Below are 26,054 nucleotides of genomic sequence, written 5' to 3'. Positions count from 1 at the left end.
CGGGGAAGTGTCTGGTCTAAAGAGCAGGCGGCGTCACGCGGGGTGAAGTCCTCTCGTGAGTGGGTCGGAGAAGAAGATCCAGTGACAAGCTAGAGCGGGACGGGCTGGCGAGGCCACCCGTTTTTGTCCTGGTGCCGAGCCCTGAGGGGCGGGGTCGGCGAGCGGGGCGTCGACCGCGCGCCGATCCTTCCGGCCGCCCCCGTGGGACCTGTTGCTCCCGCTGGCCTTCGCCCCTGTCCTTCGGCAGCCGCGCGGGGACGGACCCCCGCCTACCTGCCGCAGCGGATTGGTGAGCAGAGGGTAGGAGCAGCCGGCTCGGAATTCGGCGATGCTGTGGGCGTGGAGTACGTGTCCAGAGTGCCGCGACCGCCGCTGGACGGGCTGATCGACGACCTTTACTACCTGGAGGGTGTGTCGCCGTACGCCCGGCTGACGCTGCCGCCGATGCCGTCGGCGTTGCTCATCGTCAACCTCGGGGCGCCGTTCCGCATTCGCGCCGGCACCGACATCGAGACGGCCGAGTACGCCGACGGCTGCGTGGTCACCATGCCCACCCGCGCGTTGGAGTTCGGCTACCCACTCCGGACCCGGTCCGTCGGTGTGCACTTCAAGCCGTGGGGGCTGGCGCCGTTCCTGCCGATGCCCGCCGTCGAGCTGTGTGACCGGCCGGTGACGGTAGAGCAGTTCTGGGGCCGGCCCGCCATTGCTGAGCTGCGGGACCGGCTGGCCACGGCGGATGGACCGCACGAGATGCTGACGCTGCTCGAGGAGGAGCTGATGCGACGGCTGTGTGAGACCCGGCCTGGGACTGGTCCGCCATACGAGCAGCGTCATCGCGGCGACCAGCGGGGCGGTGGCGATCGGCGACCTGAGGGTGGCAGCCGGTGTCAGCAGCACTCATCTGGCGCAGCGGTTCAAGGAGCTCGTCGGCGTCACGCCGAAGCGGCTGGCCCGCACCTACCGCTTCGCCGACACCGTGTTCGCGATCAACCCCGCCGGACCGGTCGACTGGGGCGACCTCGCCGGTGGTGCAGGCTACTTCGACCAGGCCCACTTCGGCCACGAGTTCCGGGCGTTCACCGGGCTCACGCCGACCCGGTACGTCGAGGTCCGGCGGCGGTTCCTGCGCGAACATCCCGGCCACGTGCTGGACGGCTGGCCGCTGCCGGCCGATTGATTTCGTACAAGAGCGGCAGCTCACGACACGCTAATTTGGGGGCACCCTAGAGCAGAGGAGAGCGCGTGGGCACGGTGGTCATGTACAGCTCGGTGTCGGTGGACGGCTTCGTCGCGGACGAGCACGATCAGCCCGGACCGCTGTTCGACTGGTTGTCCAGCGGTGACGTCCCGTTGGACGAGAGCGGCGAGGTGAAGGTGTCGCAGACGTCCTACGACTACACCCGGCCGTACTGGGACCAGATCGGCGTGACGATCGTCGGCCGCCACGTATTCGACCTGACGGACGGCTGGGGCGGGAAGCCTCCGGGCGGGATCGACCACGTGGTCGTCGTGACGCACCGGCCGGAGCCCGAGGGCTGGGACCCCGAGGCGCCGTTTCACTTCGTCGACGGCGTCGAGGCCGCCGTGGCCAGGGCACAGGAGCTTGCGGGTGACCGCATGGTCGAGGTCGCCGCTGGCGACGTCGGTGGCCAGGTGCTTGCCGCGGGCCTGGTCGACGAGGTGCGCATGGACGTCGTACCCGTCGTGTTCGGGTCCGGCAAGCGCTACTTCGGGTCGGTCCACGCGCAGCACCTGTTGGAGGATCCTGACGTGGTGATTCAGAGCAACCGGGTGCTTCACCTGCGCTATCGGGTGCGCCGTTGACCGATCCGGCACCACCCGCCCGGGCCGAGTTGCGCCGGGAGGCGATAGCCGGCGCCCAGGTATGGAGAAGACCGGTGACCAGCACCCGATCGCGCGGGCGATCAAGCAGAGCCCGTCTGACGAGATAATGGAGAGCATGAACGCGACTCGGGTCACCCGCCGCATCAACGCGCCCCGCGCCACGGTCTATCAGGCGCTCATCGATCCACAGGCAGTTGCCCGGTGGAAGGTGCCACACGACATGACGTGCCAGGTGCACGAATTCGAAGGCCGCGAGGGCGGCACGTTCCGGATCTCCCTCACCTATGACGCGCCGGACCGGGCGGGGAAAACCAGCGCGCACACCGATACCTACCGTGGTCGATTCGTCAGGCTCGTCCCGAACGAACTCGTCGTGGAAGTCGATGAGTTCGAAACGGCGAACCCCGACCTTCGCGGCGAGATGACGATTACGGTCACGCTCACCGACGCGGACGGCGGCACCGAACTTGTCGCTGTCCATGACGGCCTGCCGCCTGGTCTCTCTGCCGCCGCCAACGAGATGGGCTGGCAAGAGTCGCTGGACCGGCTCGCCGCCCTCACCGAAGCCAAGGCGTGACGGAGCCGAGTCCAACACCGTCGAGGGCCACGTCAACCACATCACAACGACAGATGTACGGCTGCGTACCTCGACGCTCGCCGCCTCCCGGGAGGAGACAGCGGGCGCCGGGAACAGGCTACGGGCGAAGCTGTGCCAGGGAGGCGACCGCGACCCCGTGCGCGTACTGCCTCGACGCCGCCTCGACAAGCGGGCTGAAGTCGTACTGGATGAGCATCCCATGCTGGAAGAGCCCCATGCCGCCGGCGGATGCCTGGCCGACGTACATATGGGTGACGGTGTCGTACGGGCTGAAGCAGAAGAACCCACCGTCGAGCCAGATCGGGTCGTGGTAGTTCATCCAGAATTCCTCGTTGACCCCGTACGGGGTGCGCACCGCGGCCGTCCTCAACATCCACCCGCGTACGCTCGACTACCGCATCCGCCGTACCCATGACCTGCTTGGCTTTCACCCCGCGACCGCCCGCGGCGTGCGCCTCATCGGCGCCGGCATCGCCCGCGCACTGGTCCCCCGCTCCAACTGAGCGGAGGCCCCAACCGATTTCCCACGTCGCGGTCCCGCAGCCCGGCCATGGTGACCCTCGCGCGTCGGCCGGTAAGAGTCCGTGGCCAACGTGGATGCCTTCGTCGACCGTCCTGACGGCCTCGGGTCGGGCCCTGACGATCTTCACCGTCGGCGCGGTCCACCGTCTGCCCGCGAGATGGACGCAGACCGGTGGAGTCGAGCCGAAGCATCCCGTCCACGGCGTGGGACGGGGCCCGTTGCGGGGCATGGATAGACTTCGTTGTCACGGGCGACCGGCGAAGCATCCGGTGGTGAGGAGGACCCGATGACACCTCGACCGTGTACGGACGGCACGTTCCAGCATCTGTCGGTGGATCTCGATGACGCGGCCGGCGGGGACGGCGGAAAGACGGGTCTCACGCTGTGTTCGGCTCCGGAGCGTCCGGTCTGGGGCAGTGACCAGTGGGCGATCAACATCGTCTACGACATGCATCTCAGTGACACGTGCGTCGACATCGCCGCGTTGCCGCCGTGTGGGGAGTGCCTGCGGGTGGCGGAGTTGCTGACCGACCCCGGTACGGCGCCGTCGCTGCATCGGAGGACTCCCCGGCCGGACTTCGCCTCCGCGTTCACCGGTGATGAGATTCGGGGCGTCCTGCGCACCGACATCGCCACCGGTGCCTCGCTCGGCCAGCGGGCCGCCGTGCATCTGCTGACCTTCACCGCGGTTCCGGACCAGCCGGGCTTCGGTGACCACGTGGCGATCGTGGATCTGGTGTGGGACATGGGTGACACCGTGCGGATGGGTCAGGTCACCGATTGGGCGGCGGTGGTCGGCTTCGCGGCGGTCGCCGAGGTGCCGGACCGTGACCGGCAGATGATCGCCGTGGCCGCGAGCCTCGCGGGTGGGCCGCCGGTCGGCCTCGAAGGCGCCGTCAGGTTCGTCGATGATCCGGCGGCGGCCCGGCGGGTGATCGAGGCGATCGCGATCGCCATGGGTCACGGCGACCGGTGGGAACTCACTGACCGGCCGGCCCCGAGCGACCACACCTGACCGGGTCAGGTGTGCCCCGGCCCCGGCCGGGTGCCTGCCACCCCGCGCAGCCTGACCCACCACCGTCAACGTTCGTGGTCACGGCGGTAGATGATCAAGGCTCGTGTGCCGGGATTGTTGGGTGCGTTCGACCACCTCCCTTGGACACGATTCGACACGAAGGCGATGGCTCTTCGTGCTTGCCCGATCCCGTCCCGTTGGGCGGGGACTTTCCCTGTGGCGGCGAGGACGCTCCCGGCGGGGCGAACGTATAGACCCCGGTCTCGGCCTTGCCCTGCCCAGGTTTGCGGCAGTCAATGCGTAAGCGCTGGAAACGAGGACGTGGCGGTCGTGCGCCTGCGGGCCCGTACCCGTGCAGCCGGATGACGAGCTTCGCCGGCTCGGTCCGCGGCTTTGGATGTTGGCCGCCCAGGCCGCGCCCGACGCCCGACAGCCAAGCGCGGGTCATCCGGTGTCAGCAGGGCCAGGGTCTCTTCGTCACCGACCTCAGACCTGGATGCGCGAACCCTGGACTTCCGTGTGTTGACCCATTCCGTCGCTGAGTGTGCGATTATCGCACCATGGCTGATGGCTGGGACTGGCCCCTCGTCGGTGAGCAGGTACGGCAAGCCCGCCTGTCGTTGGGGATCTCACAGCAGGATCTCGCGGCGATGGTGGGGCTGGACCGCACCATGCTGGCCAAGGTTGAGGCTGGCAGCCGCCGTGTGGACGGCTTGGAGCTGGCTCGGCTTTCCAGGGCACTGAAGGTGTCGATGGAGTACCTGATTCAGCCGCCGCCAGCGGTGTTGTCCCGACGGGCGGCACCGCTGACCGAGGAGACCGACACTGAGGCAGCACGGTCGTCGGAACGCCTCGACATCGCCATGGTTGAGTGGCTCCGCAATGTCCAGCAGTTGCTGGACATCGGCGTACTGCGCACCCGTCCACTGCTTCGCTACCCGCACCCGGTGGCATCCGAGGATGATGCGCGGCACTTAGCCCGGTGGTTGCGACAGCGGTTCGGGCTTGCTGATGAACCGATCGGCAGCATCATGGACGTCTGTGAGCGCGCGGGTCAGTGGGTTCTGGTCACCGACCTGCCAGGTGACGGCGCATCGCTCATCGAGGGCGACGTCGCCGTTGCTGTCGTGAGCACTACGGGCGATCCTGGCCGCCGTCGGGCTACCGCCGCACATGAGTTGGGGCATCTCATCATTGGTGATGAATACTCCGTCGACCTCGGCGTGAGTGCCTCACGTGCAGAACGGGAGGCGGTGATTGATGCCTTCGCTGCGGAACTGCTGCTGCCCGTGCAAGCGATTGCCGCAGCCGGAGCCCGCGGGGCGGTGAGCCGGGATCAGATTGTGAGCTATGCGGCTCGATACCGTACCTCGTGGTTGTTGGCGTTGCGGCAGGCTGAGCAGGCAGGGGCCATCGATCCAGAGACACGTAGGTCCTGGAGCCAGGTTCGGCCTACCCACGTGGAGTTCATGGAGGCGTTGGGCTGGGCACCGCAGCCCGACCTTGCGTCGGTGCGGGTATCGCCCGCCTACGCACGGGCCGTGATGGAAGCGTTGCGGAACAGGCGGATCACCCGGGCCAGGGCTCTGGAGTTGATGCATGGCCACATCACCGAGGCGGATCTACCGCAGGACGACGACCTGGAGATCGCGCCGTGAGCCTGTCGGCGCAAGCCACGTCCGTCCTTGTGCTCGACACGATGGTTCTCAGCCACTTCACTCTCGCTGACCGGCTGGACGTCTTGCAGGATCTGCTCCTCGATGCCGATTGTTGGACGCGCTCATCTCAGCGGGCAGATGCAATTGATGCAAAGGCCATCCCCATCCCCATCACCCGGACCCGCCTGCGGTCGGGGAGCTGTCTCCTCGGCGGCCCAACAGGGCGTCGACGAGGCCTGGACTCACGCGGTCGAGTTCCGGTTCGCGTTCGGCGTCGATCAGGGCGGCAGCCACGTGAAGGAGATCCGACTCCTCGGCGGCCCCGCCAGCGACGATCGCGCGTAACGCCGGGACGAGCACGTGGCCGTCGATGAGATGGGCGTAGTCTCGGATCAGGTTCGAGGTGAGCGAGGCTCCGTACGGGTCTTCCGCGGCCCTCGAAGCAACCAGGCACTGAATCGCGCTGACGGCCGCGTGCAAAGTCATGCACCCTTCGTCGGTCAGCTCATGGACTATCTCGCACACTTTCCTCGGCGGCAGACGGTGCGCCTCGGCGCGCATGGTGCCCAGCACCAGTTCGGTGGCGTCCCTGATGGCCGGCGTGGTCCTTCCGCCGAGCGGGGCCAGGCCCGCCACGGCGGAGGAGGCGTCTGTGCAGGCGGCGACCAGTTCCTCCGGGGGCGCGTTGAGCGAGACCGCCAGCCACATCCGGGTGAGGGTGTGCGCGACCGAAAGGTGACCGCCGTGTTCCCGCTCCCCGAACTGGGTCAATGCCGCAGGAATCCGGCGGATCAACGGTTCCAGGGCGTGAAGCAGCATGTCGTCGCTTAAGCGGTTGCTCAGGTGCATGGACCTGAGCGCGGGCGGTATCTCGAAGCCGGCCTTGAACATCTCGTCGCGGCTCTCGCCCGGTTCCAGTCCGTTGATCCAGTTGACGTCCGTCGGATCCGGGAGGTCGGCCGTCCAGTCGCGCGCGTGTTCGAGGACGATGTCGCGGCGGCCGTCGTGCCAGGTGCGGGTGACCCTGAGGACCTCCATGGCGTCCATCCACATACCACCCGGAACGGCGGCCTGCCACTGCAACGCCGAGTTGCGCAGCCAGGCCGCCGGATCGTTGGTCCGGGTGAACAGTTCCGACGCGCGCAGTTCGCCGCCGCAGGCCAGGCTCAGCAGGAGAAGATTGAACGAGTAGGTGGCCATCCAGTGGTCGATGCGCTTGTCGACTGGGCGGTAGCGGCTTTCGGCGTACTGCGGGCGGGTCATGGCCTGGGAGGTGCGGCCAGTCAGCCAAGCGCGGATGCGGTCGCGGTCGGGGCCGCCGAGCAGGCCGGCGATGAACGGCAGGACCGTGGCGCGGGCGGTCAGCGGCGTGAAGCCGAGCAGAGACCGCAGCAGGTCGTCGTCGTGCGACGGGGCCAGACGCAGCGCCAGCGTGCTCGCCGACTCGCGGGCCTCGGTGTCGCGGACGGCCTGCACGACGAGCCGGGACACGAGGTATTCGCCGAAGGTCGCGTGCAGGAACTCGTACGTCTGCCGGGTTTGGTCCTCCTGAACGGCTTTGGCGCGCTGGATGAAGAAGAAGCGCCCGACCATCTCCTGACCGGCGGTGAGCGGGCTGCGGAACGCCTCGGTGCGGCCCGCAAGCGACGGGGCGATGCCGAGGCTGGTGAGGTCGTCGTCCAACTCGCGTTCGGTGGCCCACAGTCGCAGGCGATGGAACATCGCGAAGGCGACCACCGACAGGCGCAGAAGCTCCTGCTCGACCAGCCCCGGCACGGCCGATTCGGGCTGTCCCGCGTGTACCCGGCGCACCTCACGCTCGGCGAAGGACGCCAGCAACCGCTCGTAGAGCTGACCGTCGTCGAGGGCTGCGGCGTCGTCCTGCAGAGCGTTGCCAGTGGCGTCGTAGAGGGCGAGCATGAGCAGCAGCAACGGCTGTTCGGCGAGGTCGCGGAAGCGGAGAACCACATCTGGCGTGATGGGTTTGACGAGCTGGCCGGTCTCGTTCCAGACGGTTAGCCAGCGCTTGATCTGGGCGTCGTCGAACGGCTCGAGGCGTACAGCGAGGGCGCCGGCGGGCAGGCGGGCGCGGTCCGCGACGGCGATCCGGGTGGTGACCATGACCGCGACCGGGCGGCCCAACGCCGCCTCCCGGTGCTGGAACGTGGCGACCCGGTGCAGGTAGTCGGACTGGTGCAAGCCGGTGGCCTGCAGGAGTTCGTCGAAGCCGTCGAGCAGGATGACCGGCAGGGCGCCGTCGGCGTCGCGGGAAAGCTCTGCCCAGGACACCGTCTCGCCGATCGCGAGGCGCAGGGCCCGTTCGACCTGGTCCTGGATCTCGGCCTCGGCGGGCACCTCGCGCAGCGGGACCCGGCAGACGAGGAAGTCGCCGGCGGGCAGGCGGGCGGCGAGGATCCGGGTCAGCGAGGACTTCCCGGCGCCCGGCTGACCGAGCAGCAGCATCGGAGCCTCGGTGGCCTGGGTCGTGGTCAGGTGGGCGGCGAGGAATCCGGCGAAGTCGTCGCGCACGGTGGCGCCGGCCCACCACTGGTCGTCCGCCGGACGGGCGCCCGGATCGGCCGTCCGGACCCGAAAGCGCGGATCGAGGTACGCCGCTCCGAGCGTCGGCAGGAGCAGTTCCCCCGCGTCGCCACCGAGGATGGGGCGGTCGAGTTCGGCGCGATAGGCGCGGGACAGCGCGGCCCGGTGGAGGCCCGGGTCGCGCCCCGAACCGGCTCGCAGCAGCAACGCCTCCAGACGTTCCAGGCCCCGGGTGGTCGCGCGCGCCTCGAGGCGATCGGCCCAGAGCGCGAACTCGGGGATCTCCTCGGCGAGGCGGCGGTGGATCTCGTCGTAGCGGGCGACGGCCGCAGCGGGCAGCTGCCGGTCGAGCAGATCGGCCAACCTGCGGCGCGCGCGCCCGTCGGCCTGGTCCCAGACGGCCAGCCCGGTGAGATGGCGGCCCATGCGGGCCGCCTCATCGGCGAACCAGCCCTTCAGTGCGGTCAGCAGGCTCGCGTACGGAAGATCGGGCGCTGGTAGCGGAACGGGCGCACGCAGGAATTGGTCGACCAGCGTGCCCTCGCCTCGGCCGGCGGCGAACTCGAGCTGGTCCTGCCGGGTGAAGTCGGGCCTGCGGATGCCTGCCGCGGTCAGGCAATCGTCAAGCTCCTCGAAGAACGCGGTGACCACCAGGACAGCGTGCGCGGCCTGGAGCCGCTCGCTGCGGGCGTGGCGCCCCAGCCCGCGTACCGAATCACTGATCTTGGCGGTGACCAGGCTGCCGAGCCGGACCACCTCAGCCTTGGCGTCGAAGAGACTGATCGCGAGATCGCTGCCGCCCGCGGTCGCAACGGTGAGCGCGCCGCCGAGCAGGTGGTCGACGGCCTTCGCGAGCGGCCCGGAGCCACCCAGGATCGTGACGGCGTCGGCATAGGACAGACGATGCGGCATCGATACATGATGGCGCACCCGGTGAATTGGCCAAGCGCGGGCAGATAAGCCCGGTCATCTGCCATGGCGGCGGGACCAGCAAGCTGCTGATGCGCTTACCTGGTGTGAGTTGTAGTTCGCTTGATTCACTTCGGTGGGTCAGGGCCTTCTTGCTGTTCAGCGCGGTCCGAAGCCGGCCGAGCGTCAGCCGCACCGCTCGGACGCCCCGGGGGATTGTGCCCGGCCTTCCGGCGGCGGCTCGGGCCCTCGACCGCGACCAGGCCGTGGTCGTGCTCGATGGGCTCGCACCGCGGCCATGGCCTGGTCGTGTCGAGGGTGAGGGGTCGGCCTGCTTGGCGGGAGTCGGGCTGTGTCTGGTTTCATCCCGTGCCGTACTGACACAGCACGCGGTAGGTCGTGAGGATGTAGGCATGAGTTCGTCGCAGCCCCTCGCCGACCCCGGGTCCGGGCCGGACCCGACCGCGGGCGGGCCGGTGAATATCGCAGGCGCGGGGTCCGGCCCTCCATCGCCGTACACCCCTGGGTCTGCCCCGGATCGCCGCTACCTGCTCGACAACGCCCGGGTGGAGGCGGGCGAGCGGTTCACCTGGCTGGCCGAGCTGTTCGACGGTGTCACACGGGGGCACTTCGGCCGGCTCGGAGTGCAGGCGGGCTGGCGCTGCTGGGAAGTCGGCGCCGGAGGCCCCAGCATTCCCGAGGCGCTCGCCACGGCCGTCGGATCAACCGGTCACGTGCTGGCCACGGACATCAATCCGGCGTGGTTGGACCCGCATGGCGGGTACGAGGTGCTCCGGCACGACATCGTCGGGGACCCGCCGCCGCAGCCAGGCACGTTCGACCTGGTACACGCCCGGCTCGTGCTCGTCCACGTGCCCGACCGTGCCCGGGCGTTGGCGACGATGGTGGCGGCGCTGCGGCCCGGCGGTTGGCTACTGGTCGAGGACGCCGATACCGAGTTGCAGCCGCTGGCCTGCCTCGATGAGGTTGGCCCGGCACAGCAGCGCGCCAACCGGCTGCGGCGCGCCGTCCGGGAGTTGATGACCCGCCGCGGCGCCGACCTGCGCTACGGCCGTACGCTGCCGCGGGCGTTGCGTGCGGCCGGCCTGGTCGAGGTCACGGCGGCCGGCTGCTTCCCGGTCGGCGGGGTAGCCTGCGACCGGCTGGAGGCGGCGACGGTGCGCATGGTCCGCGCCGAGTTGCTCGCCGCAGGGTTGGCCAACGACGCCGAGATCGACGCGCACCTGGCCGCCATCGATGCCGGCGAGCTCGACCTCACCCTCGCGCCGCTGATCTCGGCATGGGGACGCCGCCCGGGATAGCCCTTGCAGACAATCACTTCGGCCGAAAACGCCGTCGCGAGGAACCAGACGAGGTCCGGGTCACGATCAGGTCGAACACTCCCGTTCAGGTGCCCTGGTCACCCCCTGGGCGACGCCGGGATGCGTCAACAGTGCAGGGGCGACCTCCCCCGGCTCCACCCGAAACCCGCTGCGGACCTTGACCTGGTCATCCGTCCGGCCGTGAAACTCGATGAGCCCATCAGGTCGGGCCCGTCCCAGGTCGCCGGTGCGATAGTAGCGGCCGGTGGCCGTCTGGCCGAACCGCGTCCGTGCCGATTCCGTCAAGGGTCCCCAGCGCCCCTGTCCCGGGGAGGGCGCTTCTCCATGTCTTTTCCAGGTTTGCGAAGCACGATGCCACCCCGGATGACCCGGCAAAGGCTCAGTCATAGAGCCAAATCTACGCAGTCCCTTCAGGTAAGGTGTGTCCGGCCGGAGTAGGTCATCTCCTGCTGGTATTGTGGTCTGCCAATTTCGCTGGGCCGAGGCGTCCGATGGGCGGGGCCTTTGTACGGGGACGGCGGGGAGGTTCGATGCAGTTCGGACTGTTGGGGCCGTTGTCGGTGACGACTGACGCGGGAGACAACATCCGCATTGGCCGATCGAAGCTCCGGCTTCTCCTTGCTGTTCTGCTTGTGGATGCCGATCGTGTGGTTTCCGCCGACAAACTGGTGGAGAGCCTGTGGGGGCACCAGTCGCCCCGCTCGGCGGTCGCGAATCTCAGGACTTACGTGCGGGCGCTACGTCAGTTGCTGTCCCCGGCTCACCCCGAGCGTGCACCGATTGTTACCACCTCGCGGGGATACTCGATCCACGTGCCGCCGACGTCCGTGGACGTGCTGGTCTTCGAGCGGCTGCTCGTTGCCGGCGGTGAGGCGCGCCGGAACGGCGACTTCGCCCACGCCATCAGGCATCTGGAGGAAGCGCTGTCCTTGTGGCGTGGGTCTGCTTTCGAGGATGTCTTCCTCGCCACGGACGCGCTCGCAAACACTGCCCATCGATTGGAGGAGCAACGCCTCACGGCGGCGGAAAATCTCATCGATGCCCGCATCGCATGTGGTCAGTACGCGGAGGTTGTGGGTGAGCTCCATGCCCGGGTAGCTCAGTACCCTTTGCGAGAGCGGCTGTGGGAGCAGTTGATGCTGGCTCTATACCGCGACCGTCGCCAGGCGGAGGCGCTTGCCGCCTACCAGAGCCTGCGTAGCCGTCTTGTCGAAGAGGTGGGGGTGGAACCGAGCCCGCAGTTGCAGGAGCTGCACAACCGAATCCTCGTCGCCGATCCGACTCTGACAACGCCAGACGTCACGCCTTCCGTAGCGCCTGTGGCCGCCAGTCGCCCGCCGCGCCAGCTACCTCTCGACGTGGCGACGTTTGTCGGGCGCGACAGCGAACTGGCCACATTCCGGGGTCTGCTGAAAGGAGATGGCGGTGAGCCCCAGATACCGGTCATCGTCATCCACGGCGCGCCCGGTGCTGGAAAGTCGACGTTCGCTGTGCGTGCCGCGAAACTCTGCATGGCAGATTTTCCGGATGGGCAGATTTTTCTTAATCTTCACGGCTTTGCACCGGATCTTGCGCCGATGTCCCCGGCCGAGGGCCTGGGCCGACTCCTCCGTGCGGTGGGAGTTGGCTCGACGGACGTGCCGCATGACGTCGAGGAGGCGGCGTCACTGTTCCGCACGGTGATGGCCGATCGCCGAATGCTGATTGTGCTGGACAACGCCGCCACCACCGCCCAGCTACGTCCGCTGTTGCCCGCTGGCGTCGGGTCCGCCGTGATCGTCACCAGCCGAGCCAGGCTGGCCGGACTAGACGGTGCGACGTACCTGCACCTTGGCCCACTCAGCCCGGACGTCTCGTACGCGATGCTGCAAGAGCTGATCGGAGAGGCCAGAACCGCTGCCGACCCTGGAGCGACACGACGGCTCGCAGCGCTCTGTGACCACCTCCCACTGGGGTTGCACATCGCGGCCTCCCGGCTCCGGACACGGGACCGATGGTCCGTTCAACACCTGGTGGACCGCCTCACCGACGAACGGCAGCGCCTCACGGAATTGGTCAGCGGCGACCTGGCGGTGCGAACCAGCCTCGGCGTCAGTTGTGCCTCGCTGCGCAGTAGCGCCGACCCCGCCGAACAGGCGGCGGCGCAGGCATTTCACCTCCTTGGTCTGCTACGCGTGACCGAGATCGAGCTCGGTGTCGCGTCGGCCCTGCTCGACATCCCACCGCTCGACACGGACCGGGCTATCGAACGCCTGATGGACGCGCACCTGATCGAGGCGATTGAACCAGGGCGGTACTACATGCACGACCTCGTCCGGCTGTTCGCCGGCGAGTTGGCCGCCGACACCGTACCGCCCGACGACCTCACCGCGGCGGTCACCAGAGGGGTCAGCTACTACCTGACCACCGCCCGCCGCGCGGCTAATCTTGCCTACCCGCACCGCACCCACCACTTCACCATCGATGACGATGAGACGCCGACGCCACTCGACGGCCCGGAGGAGGCACGGCGGTGGCTCGAACGGGAACGCGTGAACATGCTGGGGGTGGTCCGGCAGGCCCTGCGCGGCCCGGACGAACACGTTCGCCTCGGTGTCGGGCTGGGCCTAGCCCTGCACTGGTTCTTTGTCCACGCCGGCTATCCACACGACGCGATCCGCGTCTACCAGGACGTGATCCGCAGCGCTTCGCTGCTGAAGGAACGGCGGGCGGAGGCGTATGCGCACGACAGCCTGGCACACGCTTTCCTGTTGGCCGGGCGCTTGGACGAGTCCCGCGCCCATTATGCGGCCGAACTATCCATCTGCCGGGCGATAGGCGATCGATTCGGCGAGCAACGAGCGCTGGGCAACCTTGGCACCAATCTACTGACCCAGGGGCTTCCGGAAGAGGCCATTCCATACCTGGAACAGCAGCGTGAGGTGGCTCGGGACATCGGTGCCGAGATCGGCGAGCGCTTCGCGGCCCTCGGCCTCGGCAAGGTATATCGTCGGCTCGGTCGGCTGGACGAGGCCGTCAGTGTCCTCAGTGACTCGTCGGCGTGGTTCGAAAAGTCCGGCGACGATTACCTCATCTGCGCCGCATTGCAGGAGTTGGGGCGGACCTATATCGATCTCGGGCGGTTCCAGCAGGCGATTGAGGTGCTGGTGCGAACCGCCCACCGGGCGAGCGCGGTGGGCCTACGCCCAGGCGAAGCCTGGGCCCTGGTCGACCTGGCTCGGGCCTGGCGCTCGCTCGGCACCATGAACAAGGCTGTGGAGTGCATCGACCGGGCGGTCGAGATCGTGGCCACGTCGGACGACACCCGCATCCGCACGGCCGTCCAGGCGGAGCATGCCGAGGTGCACCGCGCCACCCGAAGCTGACCAGCGACGGGCTTCAGTACGGCGAACGCCGGTCGTCGGCCGCCGACTACGAGTGGCGCGCTTGAACGCGGCGTCGCGCCGGCACACTGCTGGGGACCCCAGCCGGAGCTCTCGACGCTCTTGGCCGCCGTCGAAAGCTGGCCGGCGAAGCCGCCGAACGAGCCGAACTGCTCCGTGTATGCGCTGTGTATCTGCGGTCAGCACGATCTGACCATCGATCGCTCACACAGCGGGGGAGCCGGTGGTCACCAGCCTTCGTATCCGAAATCGCACGTCACATGGTCTTGCCAGCGTCCTCGCGGTGACGCTGGCGGTCAGCCTGGTCGCCGTCCCGGCGAGAGCCGAGGTGGCCGGACCGACGAGTAGGCCGGCGAAGCGGCCAGCCGTCGTGTCGGTGCCCGGCAGGTCCGTGCCGACGCAGGCCCGTCAGGCCGATCCGGAAGCGCCAATCGCCCTACGCGCGGCATCCAGAGCCGCATGGCCGGCGGCAGGAAGCGCGCACGTGCGCGTCCCGGCCGCGGCACCGGGCGCCACGGATCCCGAACTTCCCATCCACCGGGCAGGTGACCTACCCGTCTGGGTGGGATCACCAGGCGGCCCCGCGACGATCCGCGTCGATGTCCTGGATCAGGTGACTGCGCGCCAGGCGCGGATCGCCGGCCTTCTCCTACGACTCACACGCACGGACGGCGCCGGCCGCACGACGGCGGTCGACGTCGATTACTCCGGCTTCCGTAATGCCTACGGGGGCGACTACGGGTCCCGGCTCGGCCTCGTTCGCCTGCCCGACTGCGCGCTGACCACGCCCTCCGCTCCCGGCTGCGGCAAGGGCGTTCCGGTTGCCTCGCGCAACAACGCGCGTACGGGCCGGGTGAGCGCCCGACTCGCGGACGGGCTCTACGCGGTGACGGCGACCCCGTCCGGGAGTTCGGGCAGCTTTCAGCCGACGTCGTTGTCGCCGTCGGCGATGTGGCAGGTGGGCCTGCAGTCAGGCGACTTCAACTGGTCCTATCCGATTCACACGCCCGAGGTTCCCGGGATGGAGCCGCAGCTCGGGCTCGGGTACTCGTCCGGTGCGGTCGACGGCCGGGTCGCGTCGACCAACAATCAGCCCTCCTGGGCAGGGGAGGGTTTCGATCTGCAATCCGGCTTCATCGAGCGCTCCTACAAGGCATGTAGTCAGGACGGTCAGCCGGCGACGATCGGGGACCTCTGCTGGGGCAGCAACAACGCGGTCGTCGCCCTGCCCGGGGCGACGGGTGAGCTGGTACGGGACGACACGACGGGCCAGTGGCGAATCAGTGACGATGAGGGCTGGCGGGTGGAACAGCTCACCGGAGCGGCCAACGGCGACGCCGGTGGTGCCGGGGACCAGGGCGAGTACTGGCGGCTGACCTCGCCGGACGGGACGGAGTACTACTTCGGCCTCAACCACCTGCCCGGCTGGGCGGCCGGCAAGCCGGAGACCAACTCGACGTGGACGGTACCGGTCTTCGGTAACCAGACCGGCGAGCCGTGCTACAACGCCAGCTTCGCCGGCGCATGGTGCCAGCAGGCCTACCGATGGAACCTGGACTACGTCGTCGACCCGCACGGCGATGCGATGTCGTACTTCTATGCACCGGAGACCAACTACTACGGCCGCAACGGCACCGTCAGCCTGCCCACTCCCTACACCAGGGGCGGCACCCTGGCTCGGATCGAGTACGGGCAGCGGGCCGGGTCGCTCTACACCACGCCCGCCTCCGCCCGGGTCGTGTTCACCCCCGGCGACCGGTGCATCCCGGGGGCGAGTTGTGTGCAGTCGCAGCCGCAGAACTGGCCCGACGTGCCGTGGGACCAGGCGTGTGCGGCGAGCGGATCGTGTCAGAACCTCTCGCCGACGTTCTGGTCCACGAAACGACTGGCGAGGATCGCCACGCAGGTCTACAGCGGTGGTGTCTACCGGGACGTGACCTCGTGGACGCTCACCCACTCGTACCCCGCCCCGCCGGACCAGACGAGCGCGATCCTGTGGCTGGACTCGATCGTCCAGACCGGTCACGTCGGTGGCACGGTGGTGCTGCCCGCGGTCACCTTCGACAGCCTTCAGTGGTCGGTAAACCGAGTGGACGCACCGGATTACCTGGCAGCTCTCTACAAGCGGCGCCTGAACACCATCTACACCGAAACCGGCGGAAGGATCAGCATCACCTATCAGCCAACGGAGTGCGCACGGGTGACGGTGCCGGCCGAGGACAACAACGCCAAGCGCTGTTTCCCGGTCTACTGGGGCGCCGGAGACACCCCGATGCTCGACTGGTTCCACAAGTACGTGGTGTCCGAGGTCACCGAAGAGGACCTGGTCGGCGGCAATCCGACCGAGGTCACCGCGTACGAGTACGACATCGGTGGGCACGCCTGGCACCACGAGGACGCCGAGTTGGTGCCCGCTTCCCGCAAGACCTGGGGTCAGTGGCGGGGATTCCTCACCGTGCGGGAACGCACCGGGGTCGTGGGCGGCGCGCGGTCGCTGACCGAGCACGTCTTCATGCGCGGCATGAACGGCGACATCAACAAGTCCGGACCGGCAGACACGAACGTCACCGTCGACGGCATCCCGGACGATCCGCAGTGGAGCGGTTTCGCCCGGATGACCACCACCTACGACGGCGACGGCGGACCCTGGGTGGAGAAGACGATCTCGGCGCCGGAGGACATCAGGACGACCGCCGTCCGCGTACGCCCCGGGTTGCAGCCGTTGGAGGCGCACCTGACCGCGCAGAAGTCCGAGCAGACCCGGACGGCCCTCGCCGGCGGTGCCACGCGGACGACCGAGGTGACCTACACCTACGACCCGACGTACGGCACGGTGACCGAGGTGGACGACCGGGGCGACGTCGCCACACCGGACGACGACACCTGTACGCGTACCTGGTACACCCGCAACGCCGCGAAGTGGATCATGGATACCGAGTCCCGCGAGGAAACGGTCGGTGTCACCTGTTCCGCGACCCCCTCGTACCCGGTGGATCTCATCTCCGACGAGCGCAGCTACTACGACGGGCAGGCCACCTGGGGCGCCGCGCCGACCGCAGGCGACGTGACCCACAGCGACGAGGCCGCGTCCTGGTCCGGTGGTCCGGTCTACGCGTCCACCGGCTCGATCGTCGTCGACGCACATGGCCGGGCGACGGAGGAGTACGACGTGCTGGGCAACAAGACCAGCACCGCGTACACCCCGGCGACCGGTGGACCGGTGACCCAGGTGGCCACGACGAACGCCGTCGGGCACACCAGCACCACCACCCTCGATCCGCTGCTCGGCGCCGCGCTGGCCAACGTGGACGCCAACAGCCGACGGACCGATCTCACCTACGATCCGCTGGGCCGCCTCACCAAGGTGTGGCTGCCGGGCCGGGCCAAGGCGACCGAGAGCCCGAGCAGCACATTCGACTACCTGGTCCGGGCGGACGCCCCTACCGCCGTCGTCACCGCCGCTCTTCTCGGCAACGGCAGCTACCTGTCGGAACACGTCCTCTACGACGGGTTCCTGCGCCCCCGGCAGACTCAGCGGAGTTCGCCGTCGGGCGGCCGGCTGGTCACCGACACGTTCTACGACAGCCACGGTCGGGTCGACAAGAACTACGCCGCCTACTGGGACTCGGCGAACGCCCCGAGCGCCGTGCTCTACGGGCCCACCGGGACGGTACCCGCTGAAACGCGGTACGTGTACGACGGCGCCGACCGCGAGATCGCGGAGGTCTTCCTGTCCAACGGCGTGGAGCAGTGGCGGACCAGCACCGCGTACGGCGGTGACTGGACCTCCGAGACTCCACCCGCGGGCGGTACGGCGACGATGAGCATCACCGACGCGGACGACCATGTGGTCGCCCTGCGGCAGTACACCGGCGCGACGCCGACCGGAGCGTACGACGAGACCCGCTACACCTACACCAAGGCCGGTGACCTGGCCACGGTGACCGATCCGGCCGGCAACCGATGGCGCTACTCCTACGACCTGCGGGGCCGGAAGATCCGGTCGGAGGACCCGGACGCGGGCACGGCGACGTACGCCTACGACGACGAGGACCGCCTGCTGTCCACCACCGACGGCCGTGGTCGCACCGTGGCCTACCGCTACGACGCGGTGGGCCGGAAGACCGGAATGTTCGACGGGTCGACCTCGGGCACCAAACTGGCCGACTGGACGTACGACACACTGCCCGGCGGCAGGGGCCTGGCGACCGCGTCGACCCGCTATGCCGGCGCCGACCGGTATGTCACCGAAACCCTCGGATACGACGCCGCCGGTCGACCCACCGGCTCGGCGGTCACCATCCCCGGAGCCGCCGTCGGCCAGACCGAGCGGTACGCGACGACGGTCGGCTACGACCTCGCCGGAAATGTCACCTCGGCCAACCTGCCGGCGGTCGGCAGCCTGGGCGCGGAGTCGCTGCGGTACACCTACAACGGCGTCGGTCTGCCGGCGACGATGAGCGCGACGACAACGACGTACGTCGCCGACACCGTGTACGACGCCCTCGGCGACGTCGACCAGTACCAACTCGGTGACGTCGGATCCGAGGTGTTTCGGATCTTCGGCTACGAGGTCGGGACCCGGCGACTGAGCACGGCGCAGGCGATAGTGCTGGATCCCGATGCCGACCCCACCACCGCAGCCGACGTGAGCTACACCTACGACCCGGCCGGCAACATCACCCGGATCGCGGACGCGGCCGTGGACGACACCCAGTGCTTCCGGTACGACCACCTGCGCCGGCTGACCGAGGCGTGGACCACCACCGACGCCTGCTCCGGAGCACCGAGTCTGTCCGTGCTCGGCGGCCCCGCGGCCTACTGGCACTCGTACACCTTCGACAAGGTCGGCAACCGGACCGCCGAGGTGCAGCACGCGGCCGGCGGCGACACCACCCGCACCTACACCTACCCGGCGGCGGGCGCGGCGCAGCCGCACACGTTGCGGTCGGTGGCGACGACCGGGCCGGGCGGTCCGCGTACCGACACCTTCGCCTACGACCAGGACGGCAACACCACCAGCCGGGCGGTCGCCGGCAAGAACCAGTCGCTGACCTGGGACGCCGAAGGAAACCTGGCCTCGGTCACCGAGGGAGCGAACACCACGTCGTTCGGCTACGACGCCAACGGCAACCGGATCGCTCGACGCGACAGCACGGGCACGACGTTCTACCTCGGCGGCGCCGAACTGTTCCGGCCCACCAGCGGGGGCACGCTCGGCACCCGCTACTACAGCCACAACGGCGAGACGGTGGCCGTGCGTTCCGCCGGCAACCGGCTGAACTGGCTGGTCGCCGATCATCACGGCACCGCAACCGCCTCCATCGACGCGGCCACCCGGGCTGTCACCCACCGCTACAGCTCGCCGTACGGCGGATCGCGCGGCACGGCACCGACCGGCTGGCCGGGGCAGAAGGGCTTCGTCGGCGGCACGATCGACGCGGGCATCGGGCTCACCCAGCTCGGCGCCCGAGAGTACGACGCGGCCACCGGCCGGTTCATCTCGGTCGACCCGATCATCGATGTCTTCGACCCGCAGCAGATGCACGGCTACGCCTACTCCAACAACAGCCCCGTCACCTACACCGACCCCGACGGCCTTCGTCCTGACTGCGGCAGCACCAAGGCATGCGCCAATTTCAACAAGAGCCACACGTACAACGGAAAGAAGTACGTCAAGAAGCCCAAGCCGAAGGTGAAGCCCAAGCCCAAGGCGCGGCCCGCGCCGAAGGCTAGGTCGGCTCGTGACCGCCTGTTGGACAAGGACAAGCAACTCGACAAGCGCGACAAGCGAGGCGGAGTCGGCAAGCCGAAGACGAAGGCGGCGGCGTGTGACGCCAAGTGCCGTAAGGAAAGTGGCTGCGTGGGCCATAACGGTTGTGGCCCGGCCGGCAAGGCGAGGACGTCGAACTGTAGGGCTGTCTTCTGCGTGAAGAGGCCGACCGCTCCTCAGGGTGGGGGGTTGCAGCCCAAGAAGGCACTCAAGGATCTGCGGCCGATTGCAGACAAAGCTCATTGGGTGGGTGATCTGATCACCAAAGTCGGGTTAGGAGTGGCTGCCGGTTGCTTCTACATCTACAAGCCCTGTTCTCTAGCGGGCGCGTCGGTGGCGAGATTCGGTGGAACGGTCAAGATTGCTGCGGGAGCCGTCATTACCGCCGACACCTGTGTCAACGGCGACGGTAGTTGCCTCGACGCGACAGCCGAGTTCTTGATCGGGGATTTCGACGGCGTAATCCCCTTCGCCGTGCGAAAGCCATTCGAGAGGTGGCTGGATATACGGACGCGCCCCGGCGGCAAGTAGGTGCTCGTCCGCCCGGCGTGCCCTCGGCAGACCCGGATTGCTCACATGGAGGTCGTAATGCGCGTACGGCGTGCATTGTTGTTCACAGTGACGGTGGCCACTACGACATTGGTGGCGTCGTCGCTACCGGGGATCGCCGCGCCTGCCGGTCCGAACGGACCAGAGCAGAAGGCGTCCGGTCCGAACTGGTCAGGCAAGCCCGACAAGCGGTTGCCCGTCCAGCGCCGCGGGGCGGACCCGGAGGCGGCTGTCGCACTGCGCAAGGCGCCGCCGGTGGCCTGGCCGGCGGCCGGGGCGGCCGAGGTGGTTGTACCACGTAAGACGGCCAAGGAGGCGGGCGATCCGGGGCTGGTCCGGGCAGGGAAGATGCCGGTCCGGGTCGGTCCGGCGGCAGCCGCATCGGACATCGGACCGGGCATGGCCCGGGTCGAGGTTTTCGACCGGGCCGCCACGGCCCGCGCCGGTGTCCGTGGATTGTTGCTGCGGTTCGGCCACACGGACCGGGTCGAGCGTCGGATGGCGGTGGAGGTCGACTACTCCGGGTTCCGGCAGGCGTACGGCGGAGACTACGGCTCGCGCCTGACCCTCGTACGCCTGCCGGAGTGCGCCCTGACCGCCCCGGCGCGCAGGGGCTGTGGTGCGGGTGCCCGGGTGCCCACCCGCAACGCGATCACCGCCGGGCTGCTGCGGGCCGAGGTGACCGACGGCCTGTACGCGGTGACGGCGGACTCGGAGGGCAGCGCGGGCAGCTACCGGCCGACCTCGCTGTCGCCCTCGGCGACCTGGCAGGTGGGCCTGCAGTCGGGTGACTTCACCTGGTCCTACCCGGTGCCGGTGCCGACGCTGCCCGGCCAGGTGCCGCAGATCGACCTGTCGTACAACTCCGGGTCGGTGGACGGCCGGGTGGCGTCGACCAACAACCAGCCGTCCTGGATCGGGGAGGGCTTCGACTACCAGCCCGGCTTCGTCGAGCGGTCGTACCGCCGGTGCAGTGAGGACGGTCAGGCCGCCACGATCGGGGACCTCTGCTGGGCGTCGGACAACGCCACCGTGGTGTTGCCGGGGCTGACCAGCGAGCTGGTACGCGATGCCGCCACCGGCCAGTGGCGCGCCGAGCAGGACAGCGGCTGGCGGGTGGAGCGGCTGGAGCCGCCGGGCGGCGGGTCGAACGGTGCCCGCAACGGGGAGTACTGGCGGTTGACCTCTCCCGACGGAACGCAGTACTTCTTCGGCCGCGATCGGCTGCCGGAGGGGACCGGCAGCAGCCCGCAGACGAACTCGACCTGGACCGTGCCGGTCTTCGGCGACGACAGCGGCGAGCCGTGCCACGGAACGACGTTCGACGCGTCGTGGTGCCAGCAGGCGTACCGGTGGAATCTCGACTTCGTGATCGACCGGCACGGTGACGCGATGTCGTACTGGTACGCCCCGGAGACCAACTACTACGGCCGTAACGGGCGGACGGAGCTGCCCACGCCGTACGTGCGGGGCGGACAGTTGTCCCGGATCGAGTACGGCCAGCGGGTCGGTGCCGTCTACACCGCGCCGGCCGCCGGACGGGTCGTGTTCGCCCCCGCCGACCGGTGCATCCCGGGTACCAGTTGTGTGCGGTCCCAGCCGCAGAACTGGCCGGATGTGCCCTATGACCAGTGGTGTGACGCGACCTCCTGCCAGATCCTGTCGCCGACCTTCTGGACCACCAAACGGTTGGCGAAGATCACCACGCAGGTCGTCAGCAACGGCGCGCCCCGGGACGTGGACTCGTGGACGTTGGCCCAGTCGTATCCGGTGCCCGGTGACCACACCCCGGCGGCGTTGTGGCTGGACTCGATCACGCACGGCGGGCTGGTGGGGGGCAACGCGACGCTACCCGCGGTGACGTTCGACGGGAGTGCCTGGAAGAACCGGGTGGACAGCGCCGACGCCCTGTCGGCGATGTACAAGCGACGGATCGGCACGATCTACACCGAGACCGGTGGACAGATCTCGGTCACCTACCAGCCGACCGAGTGCCAGTCCGGGGCAATGCCCGCGGTGGACCACAACCAGGCGCGCTGCTTCCCGGCCATCTGGGGGGCCAGCCCGCGAGAGGACTGGTTCCACAAGTACGTCGTCGGGCAGGTCGTCGAGACCGACCTGGTCGGCGGCAACCCGGCCAAGACCACCTCGTACGAGTACGTGTTCGGCGGGCCGGGCTGGCATCACGACGATGCCGAACTGCTGCAGGACGGCCGCAAGAGCTGGGGCCAGTGGCGCGGCTACCAGCGGGTGCGGGTACGTACCGGCGAGGCGGGCGCGCCCAGGACGCTGACCGAGCACCTGTTCATGCGGGGGATGAACGGCGACGTCAACAAGGACGGGACGGTGGACCAGGTCTCCGTCGACGGTGAAGTCGACGAGCCGATGTGGCGCGGTTTCAGCAGGATGGTGACCGTATACGACGGCGACGGCGGCCCGATGGTCAGCCGGACCGTGTCCCAGCCGAAGAACCTCGGGTTGACCGCGCAGCGACCGCGGACCGGCGGAACGCCCGGCATGCTGGAGGCGCACCTGACCGATGTCGAATGGGAGCGGACCGAGACGGCGCTCGCCGCCGGCGGCACCCGGACGACGAAGCTGGACTACGCGTACGACGCCCGGGGCCGGCTGACCGGGACGCATGACCGCGGGGATCTGGCCGACCCGGGCGATGACACCTGCGAGCAGCGCACGTACGCCGAGAACACCACGGACTGGGTCATCAACGCGGTGGCGCGGCAGCTCACCCTCGGGGTCGCCTGCGACGCCACCCCGTCCTACCCGGCCGACCTCATCTCCGATCGGCGCTACTACCACGACGGACAGGCGGCCTGGGGTGCCGCGCCGAGCGCCGGTGACGTCACCAGGGTCGAGGAGGCGACGTCCTGGTCCGGCGGTCCGGTCTACGCGACCACCAGCCGCGTGGAGGTCGACGGGCACGGACGACCGGTCAGGCGGTACGACGCGTTGAACCACCTGACCCAGACCGCCTACACTCCGGCCGTTGGTGGTCCGGTGACCCGGACCGTCGTCACCGATGCCGCCGGATTCACGAACACCACCACCCACGAACCGCTGCGCGGCAGCGCGCTGACGGCCGTCAACGCCAACGGCGGCACCACCACGATGGCCTACGACCCACTGGGTCGACTGACCAAGGTGTGGCAGCCGGGGCGGCCGACGAGCAGCCCGCCGAACGTGGAGCACAGCTACACGATCGGCGCCGCCGGCCCGAACGCCGTGCTGACCCGCACCCTGTTGACCGGCGACACCTACCGGGCCAGCGTCGAGCTGTCCGACGGGTTCCTGCGGCCCCGGCAGACCCAGCAGGTGTCCCCCCAGGGCGGTCGGATCGTCACCGACACCTACTACGACGCCTACGGTCGGGTCGCGGCGGTGCTCGAACCGCGACCGGACCCCGGCTCCGTCGCGACCACGTTGGCGCCGGCCCCGGCTGTCGTCGTCGCCCAGACCACGCACGAGTACGACGGGGCGGGCCGGGAAACCGCGAGCATCTTCCTGGTCGTCGGCGAGCCGGTGAACAAGTGGCGGACCACCACGACGTACGGAGGAGACCGGGCGTCGGTCACCCCGCCGGCCGGCGACACCGCGCGAACGGAGATCACCGACGGGCGTGGCCGGGTGGTGACCCTGCGCCAGTACACCGGTGGCACCCCGACCGGGGCGTACGACGAGACCCGCTACACGTACACGAAGGCGGGCAAGCTGGCCGCGGTCACCGACCCGGTCGGCAACGTCTGGCGCTACTCGTACGACCTTCGTGGCCGGCAAACCCAGGCGCAGGCCCCGGACACCGGCACGACGACCACCGGCTACGACGCGCAGGGCAACGTCTCGACCACCACGGACGCCCGTGGCAGGACTCTCGCCTACAGCTACGACGCGCTCAACCGCAAGACCGGGATGTACGACGGCTCCACCACCGGGGCGAAGCTCGCCGAGTGGACCTACGACACGGCCACCCTCGGCAAGGGGCTTCCCGCGTCGTCCATCCGTCACTCCGGCGGCCGGGCGTACGAGAACCGGATCACGGGCTACGACGTGCGGGGACGGCGGCTCGCCACCGCAGTCGTGGTGCCCAGCGGGGAGACCGGGCTGGCCGGGACGTATCCGATGACCCACACCTACAACGAAAGCGACCAGGTGACATCCGTCGGACTGCCCGCCGTGGCCGACGTGCCGGCCGAGACGTTGCAGTACACCTACGACAGTGCCGGCCTACCCGACACCCTGACCTCCGCGTCGACGAGGTACGCGTACCGCACCACCTACACCGCGCTCGGTGAGCCCGAGCAGTACGTCCTCGGTCCCGCCGGTAAGCAGGTGATCCGGGACTTCAACTACGAGCAGGGCACCCGCAACCTGTCCGTGGCCACCGCCACGACCTCGACCGAAACCCCGTTGGCGACCGTCAGCTACGAGTACGACCCGGCCGGCAACGTGACCAGGATGAACGATCTGCAAATGGGCGACGACCAGTGCATCCGGTACGACCACCTGCGTCGGGTGACCGAGGCGTGGACCGGCAGCGACGAATGCTCGGCTGCGCCGAGCGTCGCGGCGCTCGCCGGCCCGGCACCGTACTGGCACTCGTACCGCTACGACCCGACCGGTAACCGGACCAGCGAGGTCCAGCACGCGGCCGGTGGCGACACCACGCGGACCTACAGCTACCCGGCGGCGGGCGCCGCGCAGCCGCACACCCTGCGGTCGGTGACGACAGCCGGGCCGGGCGGCTCCCGCACGGACAGTTACGGCTACGACGGCTCGGGTAACACCACGACCCGGCCGGGGGCGGCCGGAGCAACCCAGTCACTGGGGTGGGACGCCGAGGGGCACCTGGCCTCGGCGACCGAGGGCGGGAGCGCGACCTCCTACCTCTACGACGCCGACGGCAACCGGCTGATCCGCCGGGACCCGACGGCCACCACCCTGTACCTCGGCGACACGGAGCTGCGGATCGTCGGCGGGGTGGCGAAGGGCACCCGCTACTACCAGCACAACGGAGAGGTCGTGGCGGTGCGTACCGCCGGCAAGCTCGCCTGGCTGGTGCCCGACGCCCACGGCACCGCCAACCTGGCGGTGGACGCCACGGCACTCGTCGAGACCCGCCGGTACGATCTGCCGTTCGGCAAGGCCAGGGGCCCGGCTGTGACAGGTTGGCCGGGTGACCGGGGGTTCGTCGGCGGCACCGCGGACACCACCGGGCTGACCCACCTGGGCGCCCGGGACTACGACCCCGGCGCGGGCCGGTTCGTCTCCGCCGACCCGGTCGTCGACCACCAGGACCGGCAGCAGGTGAACGGCTACGCCTACGCCAGCAACAACCCGACCACGTTCCTCGACGCCGACGGGCGGCGGGTGCAGATCCCGGCGGCCTACGGCTCCGACCTGGACCGGCTGCGCGGGAAGCTGGCGGAGCTGATGCCCATCCTGCGGCTGGTCCCGCTGAAGCTCTCGCCGACGGAGCCCACCAAGCAGGTGGACAACCAGAGTCGGGCCCCCCGGGAGTCGGACAACTGGCCGGACGTCTACCCGTACTTCGACGTCTACCCGCGCAACTACGGACGGGACGTACGGGACAGCAGGGTCGGCTCCTGCTACGACGGCGATCCTGCGCCGGCGATCGCCTGCGGCTACCGCCAGGATCCCCTCGTGCCGAAGGTGACGTACCAGTTGATGGAGCGCGACTGCGTGGGCTGGAACCAGTGCATCAGTCCGCGCCCCTACGAATGGGTGCCGTTCGAGACGTACGACGACGCGCCAGCGGCCACCAACAGCGGCTGGCTGTCGCGGCTGCTGGGCTCGGGCCGCCCCGGCGGGAGCCCGACCGGCTCCGGCGGGGGCCGCAGCGGCAGCGGCGGCACCTACTACCTGGGCTGATCGTGACCGGCGT

12 protein-coding genes and 1 pseudogene are annotated in these 26,054 nt (G+C 69.2%); 11 read left to right on the top strand and 2 right to left on the bottom strand.

What is annotated here, in order from left to right; all coding sequences use genetic code 11:
* Nucleotides 1-201 precede the first annotated feature (201 nt).
* The 4 genes and pseudogenes from ACIQG9_RS19475 to ACIQG9_RS19460 form a co-directional block, all read left to right on the top strand.
* Nucleotides 202-609 (top strand): annotated as a pseudogene (locus tag ACIQG9_RS19475) (hypothetical protein); the annotation flags it as partial.
* A 181-nt stretch (nucleotides 610-790) separates the two neighbouring features.
* On the top strand, nucleotides 791-1,177 hold the full coding sequence (locus ACIQG9_RS19470; RefSeq protein WP_400404193.1) for a helix-turn-helix domain-containing protein: 387 nt from the start codon (nucleotides 791-793) through the stop codon (nucleotides 1,175-1,177).
* A 65-nt stretch (nucleotides 1,178-1,242) separates the two neighbouring features.
* Nucleotides 1,243-1,824 carry a dihydrofolate reductase family protein gene (locus ACIQG9_RS19465; RefSeq protein WP_400404191.1) on the top strand — a complete coding sequence of 194 codons (582 nt, stop codon included), beginning with the start codon at nucleotides 1,243-1,245 and terminating at the stop codon, nucleotides 1,822-1,824.
* A gap of 61 nt (nucleotides 1,825-1,885) precedes the next feature.
* Nucleotides 1,886-2,422 (top strand): SRPBCC family protein, encoded by a 537-nt coding sequence (locus ACIQG9_RS19460; protein WP_400404189.1) that lies wholly within the window; start codon nucleotides 1,886-1,888, stop codon nucleotides 2,420-2,422.
* Between the two features lie 118 nt (nucleotides 2,423-2,540).
* On the opposite strand, the gene ACIQG9_RS19455 is transcribed toward ACIQG9_RS19460, so the two are convergent.
* Nucleotides 2,541-2,798 (bottom strand): hypothetical protein, encoded by a 258-nt coding sequence (locus tag ACIQG9_RS19455; protein WP_400404187.1) that lies wholly within the window; start codon nucleotides 2,796-2,798, stop codon nucleotides 2,541-2,543.
* Here ACIQG9_RS19455 and ACIQG9_RS19450 point away from each other — a divergent pair.
* From ACIQG9_RS19450 to ACIQG9_RS19440, 3 genes are all read left to right on the top strand, one after another.
* Complete coding sequence (locus tag ACIQG9_RS19450) at nucleotides 2,791-2,946, top strand: helix-turn-helix domain-containing protein (RefSeq protein WP_400404185.1); 156 nt, start codon at nucleotides 2,791-2,793, stop codon at nucleotides 2,944-2,946. The genes ACIQG9_RS19455 and ACIQG9_RS19450 overlap by 8 nt on opposite strands.
* A gap of 351 nt (nucleotides 2,947-3,297) precedes the next feature.
* Nucleotides 3,298-3,981, top strand: a complete 684-nt coding sequence (locus ACIQG9_RS19445) for a hypothetical protein (protein WP_400404183.1) — start codon at nucleotides 3,298-3,300, stop codon at nucleotides 3,979-3,981.
* A 560-nt stretch (nucleotides 3,982-4,541) separates the two neighbouring features.
* Nucleotides 4,542-5,639 carry a helix-turn-helix domain-containing protein gene (locus ACIQG9_RS19440; RefSeq protein WP_400404181.1) on the top strand — a complete coding sequence of 366 codons (1,098 nt, stop codon included), beginning with the start codon at nucleotides 4,542-4,544 and terminating at the stop codon, nucleotides 5,637-5,639.
* Nucleotides 5,640-5,810: 171 nt separating this feature from the next.
* On the opposite strand, the gene ACIQG9_RS19435 is transcribed toward ACIQG9_RS19440, so the two are convergent.
* On the bottom strand, nucleotides 5,811-9,092 hold the full coding sequence (locus tag ACIQG9_RS19435) for an NACHT domain-containing protein (RefSeq protein WP_400404179.1): 3,282 nt from the start codon (nucleotides 9,090-9,092) through the stop codon (nucleotides 5,811-5,813).
* 410 nt (nucleotides 9,093-9,502) lie between these two features.
* On the opposite strand from ACIQG9_RS19435, the gene ACIQG9_RS19430 reads away from it, so the two are divergent.
* From ACIQG9_RS19430 to ACIQG9_RS19415, 4 genes are all read left to right on the top strand, one after another.
* The gene (locus ACIQG9_RS19430; protein ID WP_400404177.1) at nucleotides 9,503-10,411 is read left to right on the top strand and encodes a methyltransferase domain-containing protein; all 909 of its coding nucleotides are present in this window, start codon (nucleotides 9,503-9,505) and stop codon (nucleotides 10,409-10,411) included.
* Between the two features lie 551 nt (nucleotides 10,412-10,962).
* Nucleotides 10,963-13,797, top strand: a complete 2,835-nt coding sequence (locus tag ACIQG9_RS19425; protein ID WP_400404175.1) for a BTAD domain-containing putative transcriptional regulator — start codon at nucleotides 10,963-10,965, stop codon at nucleotides 13,795-13,797.
* Between the two features lie 1,039 nt (nucleotides 13,798-14,836).
* Nucleotides 14,837-20,119, top strand: coding sequence for an RHS repeat domain-containing protein (locus ACIQG9_RS19420; RefSeq protein ID WP_400404173.1), 5,283 nt, complete (start codon nucleotides 14,837-14,839; stop codon nucleotides 20,117-20,119).
* Nucleotides 20,120-20,422: 303 nt separating this feature from the next.
* Complete coding sequence (locus ACIQG9_RS19415; protein ID WP_400404171.1) at nucleotides 20,423-26,041, top strand: RHS repeat domain-containing protein; 5,619 nt, start codon at nucleotides 20,423-20,425, stop codon at nucleotides 26,039-26,041.
* Nucleotides 26,042-26,054 lie beyond the last annotated feature (13 nt).

Source organism: Micromonospora sp. NPDC092111 (assembly GCF_044755745.1).
Lineage (GTDB): Bacteria > Actinomycetota > Actinomycetes > Mycobacteriales > Micromonosporaceae > Micromonospora.
The sequence above is the reverse complement of the archived record's forward strand: the minus strand, read 5'-3'. Positions and strand labels throughout refer to the sequence as shown.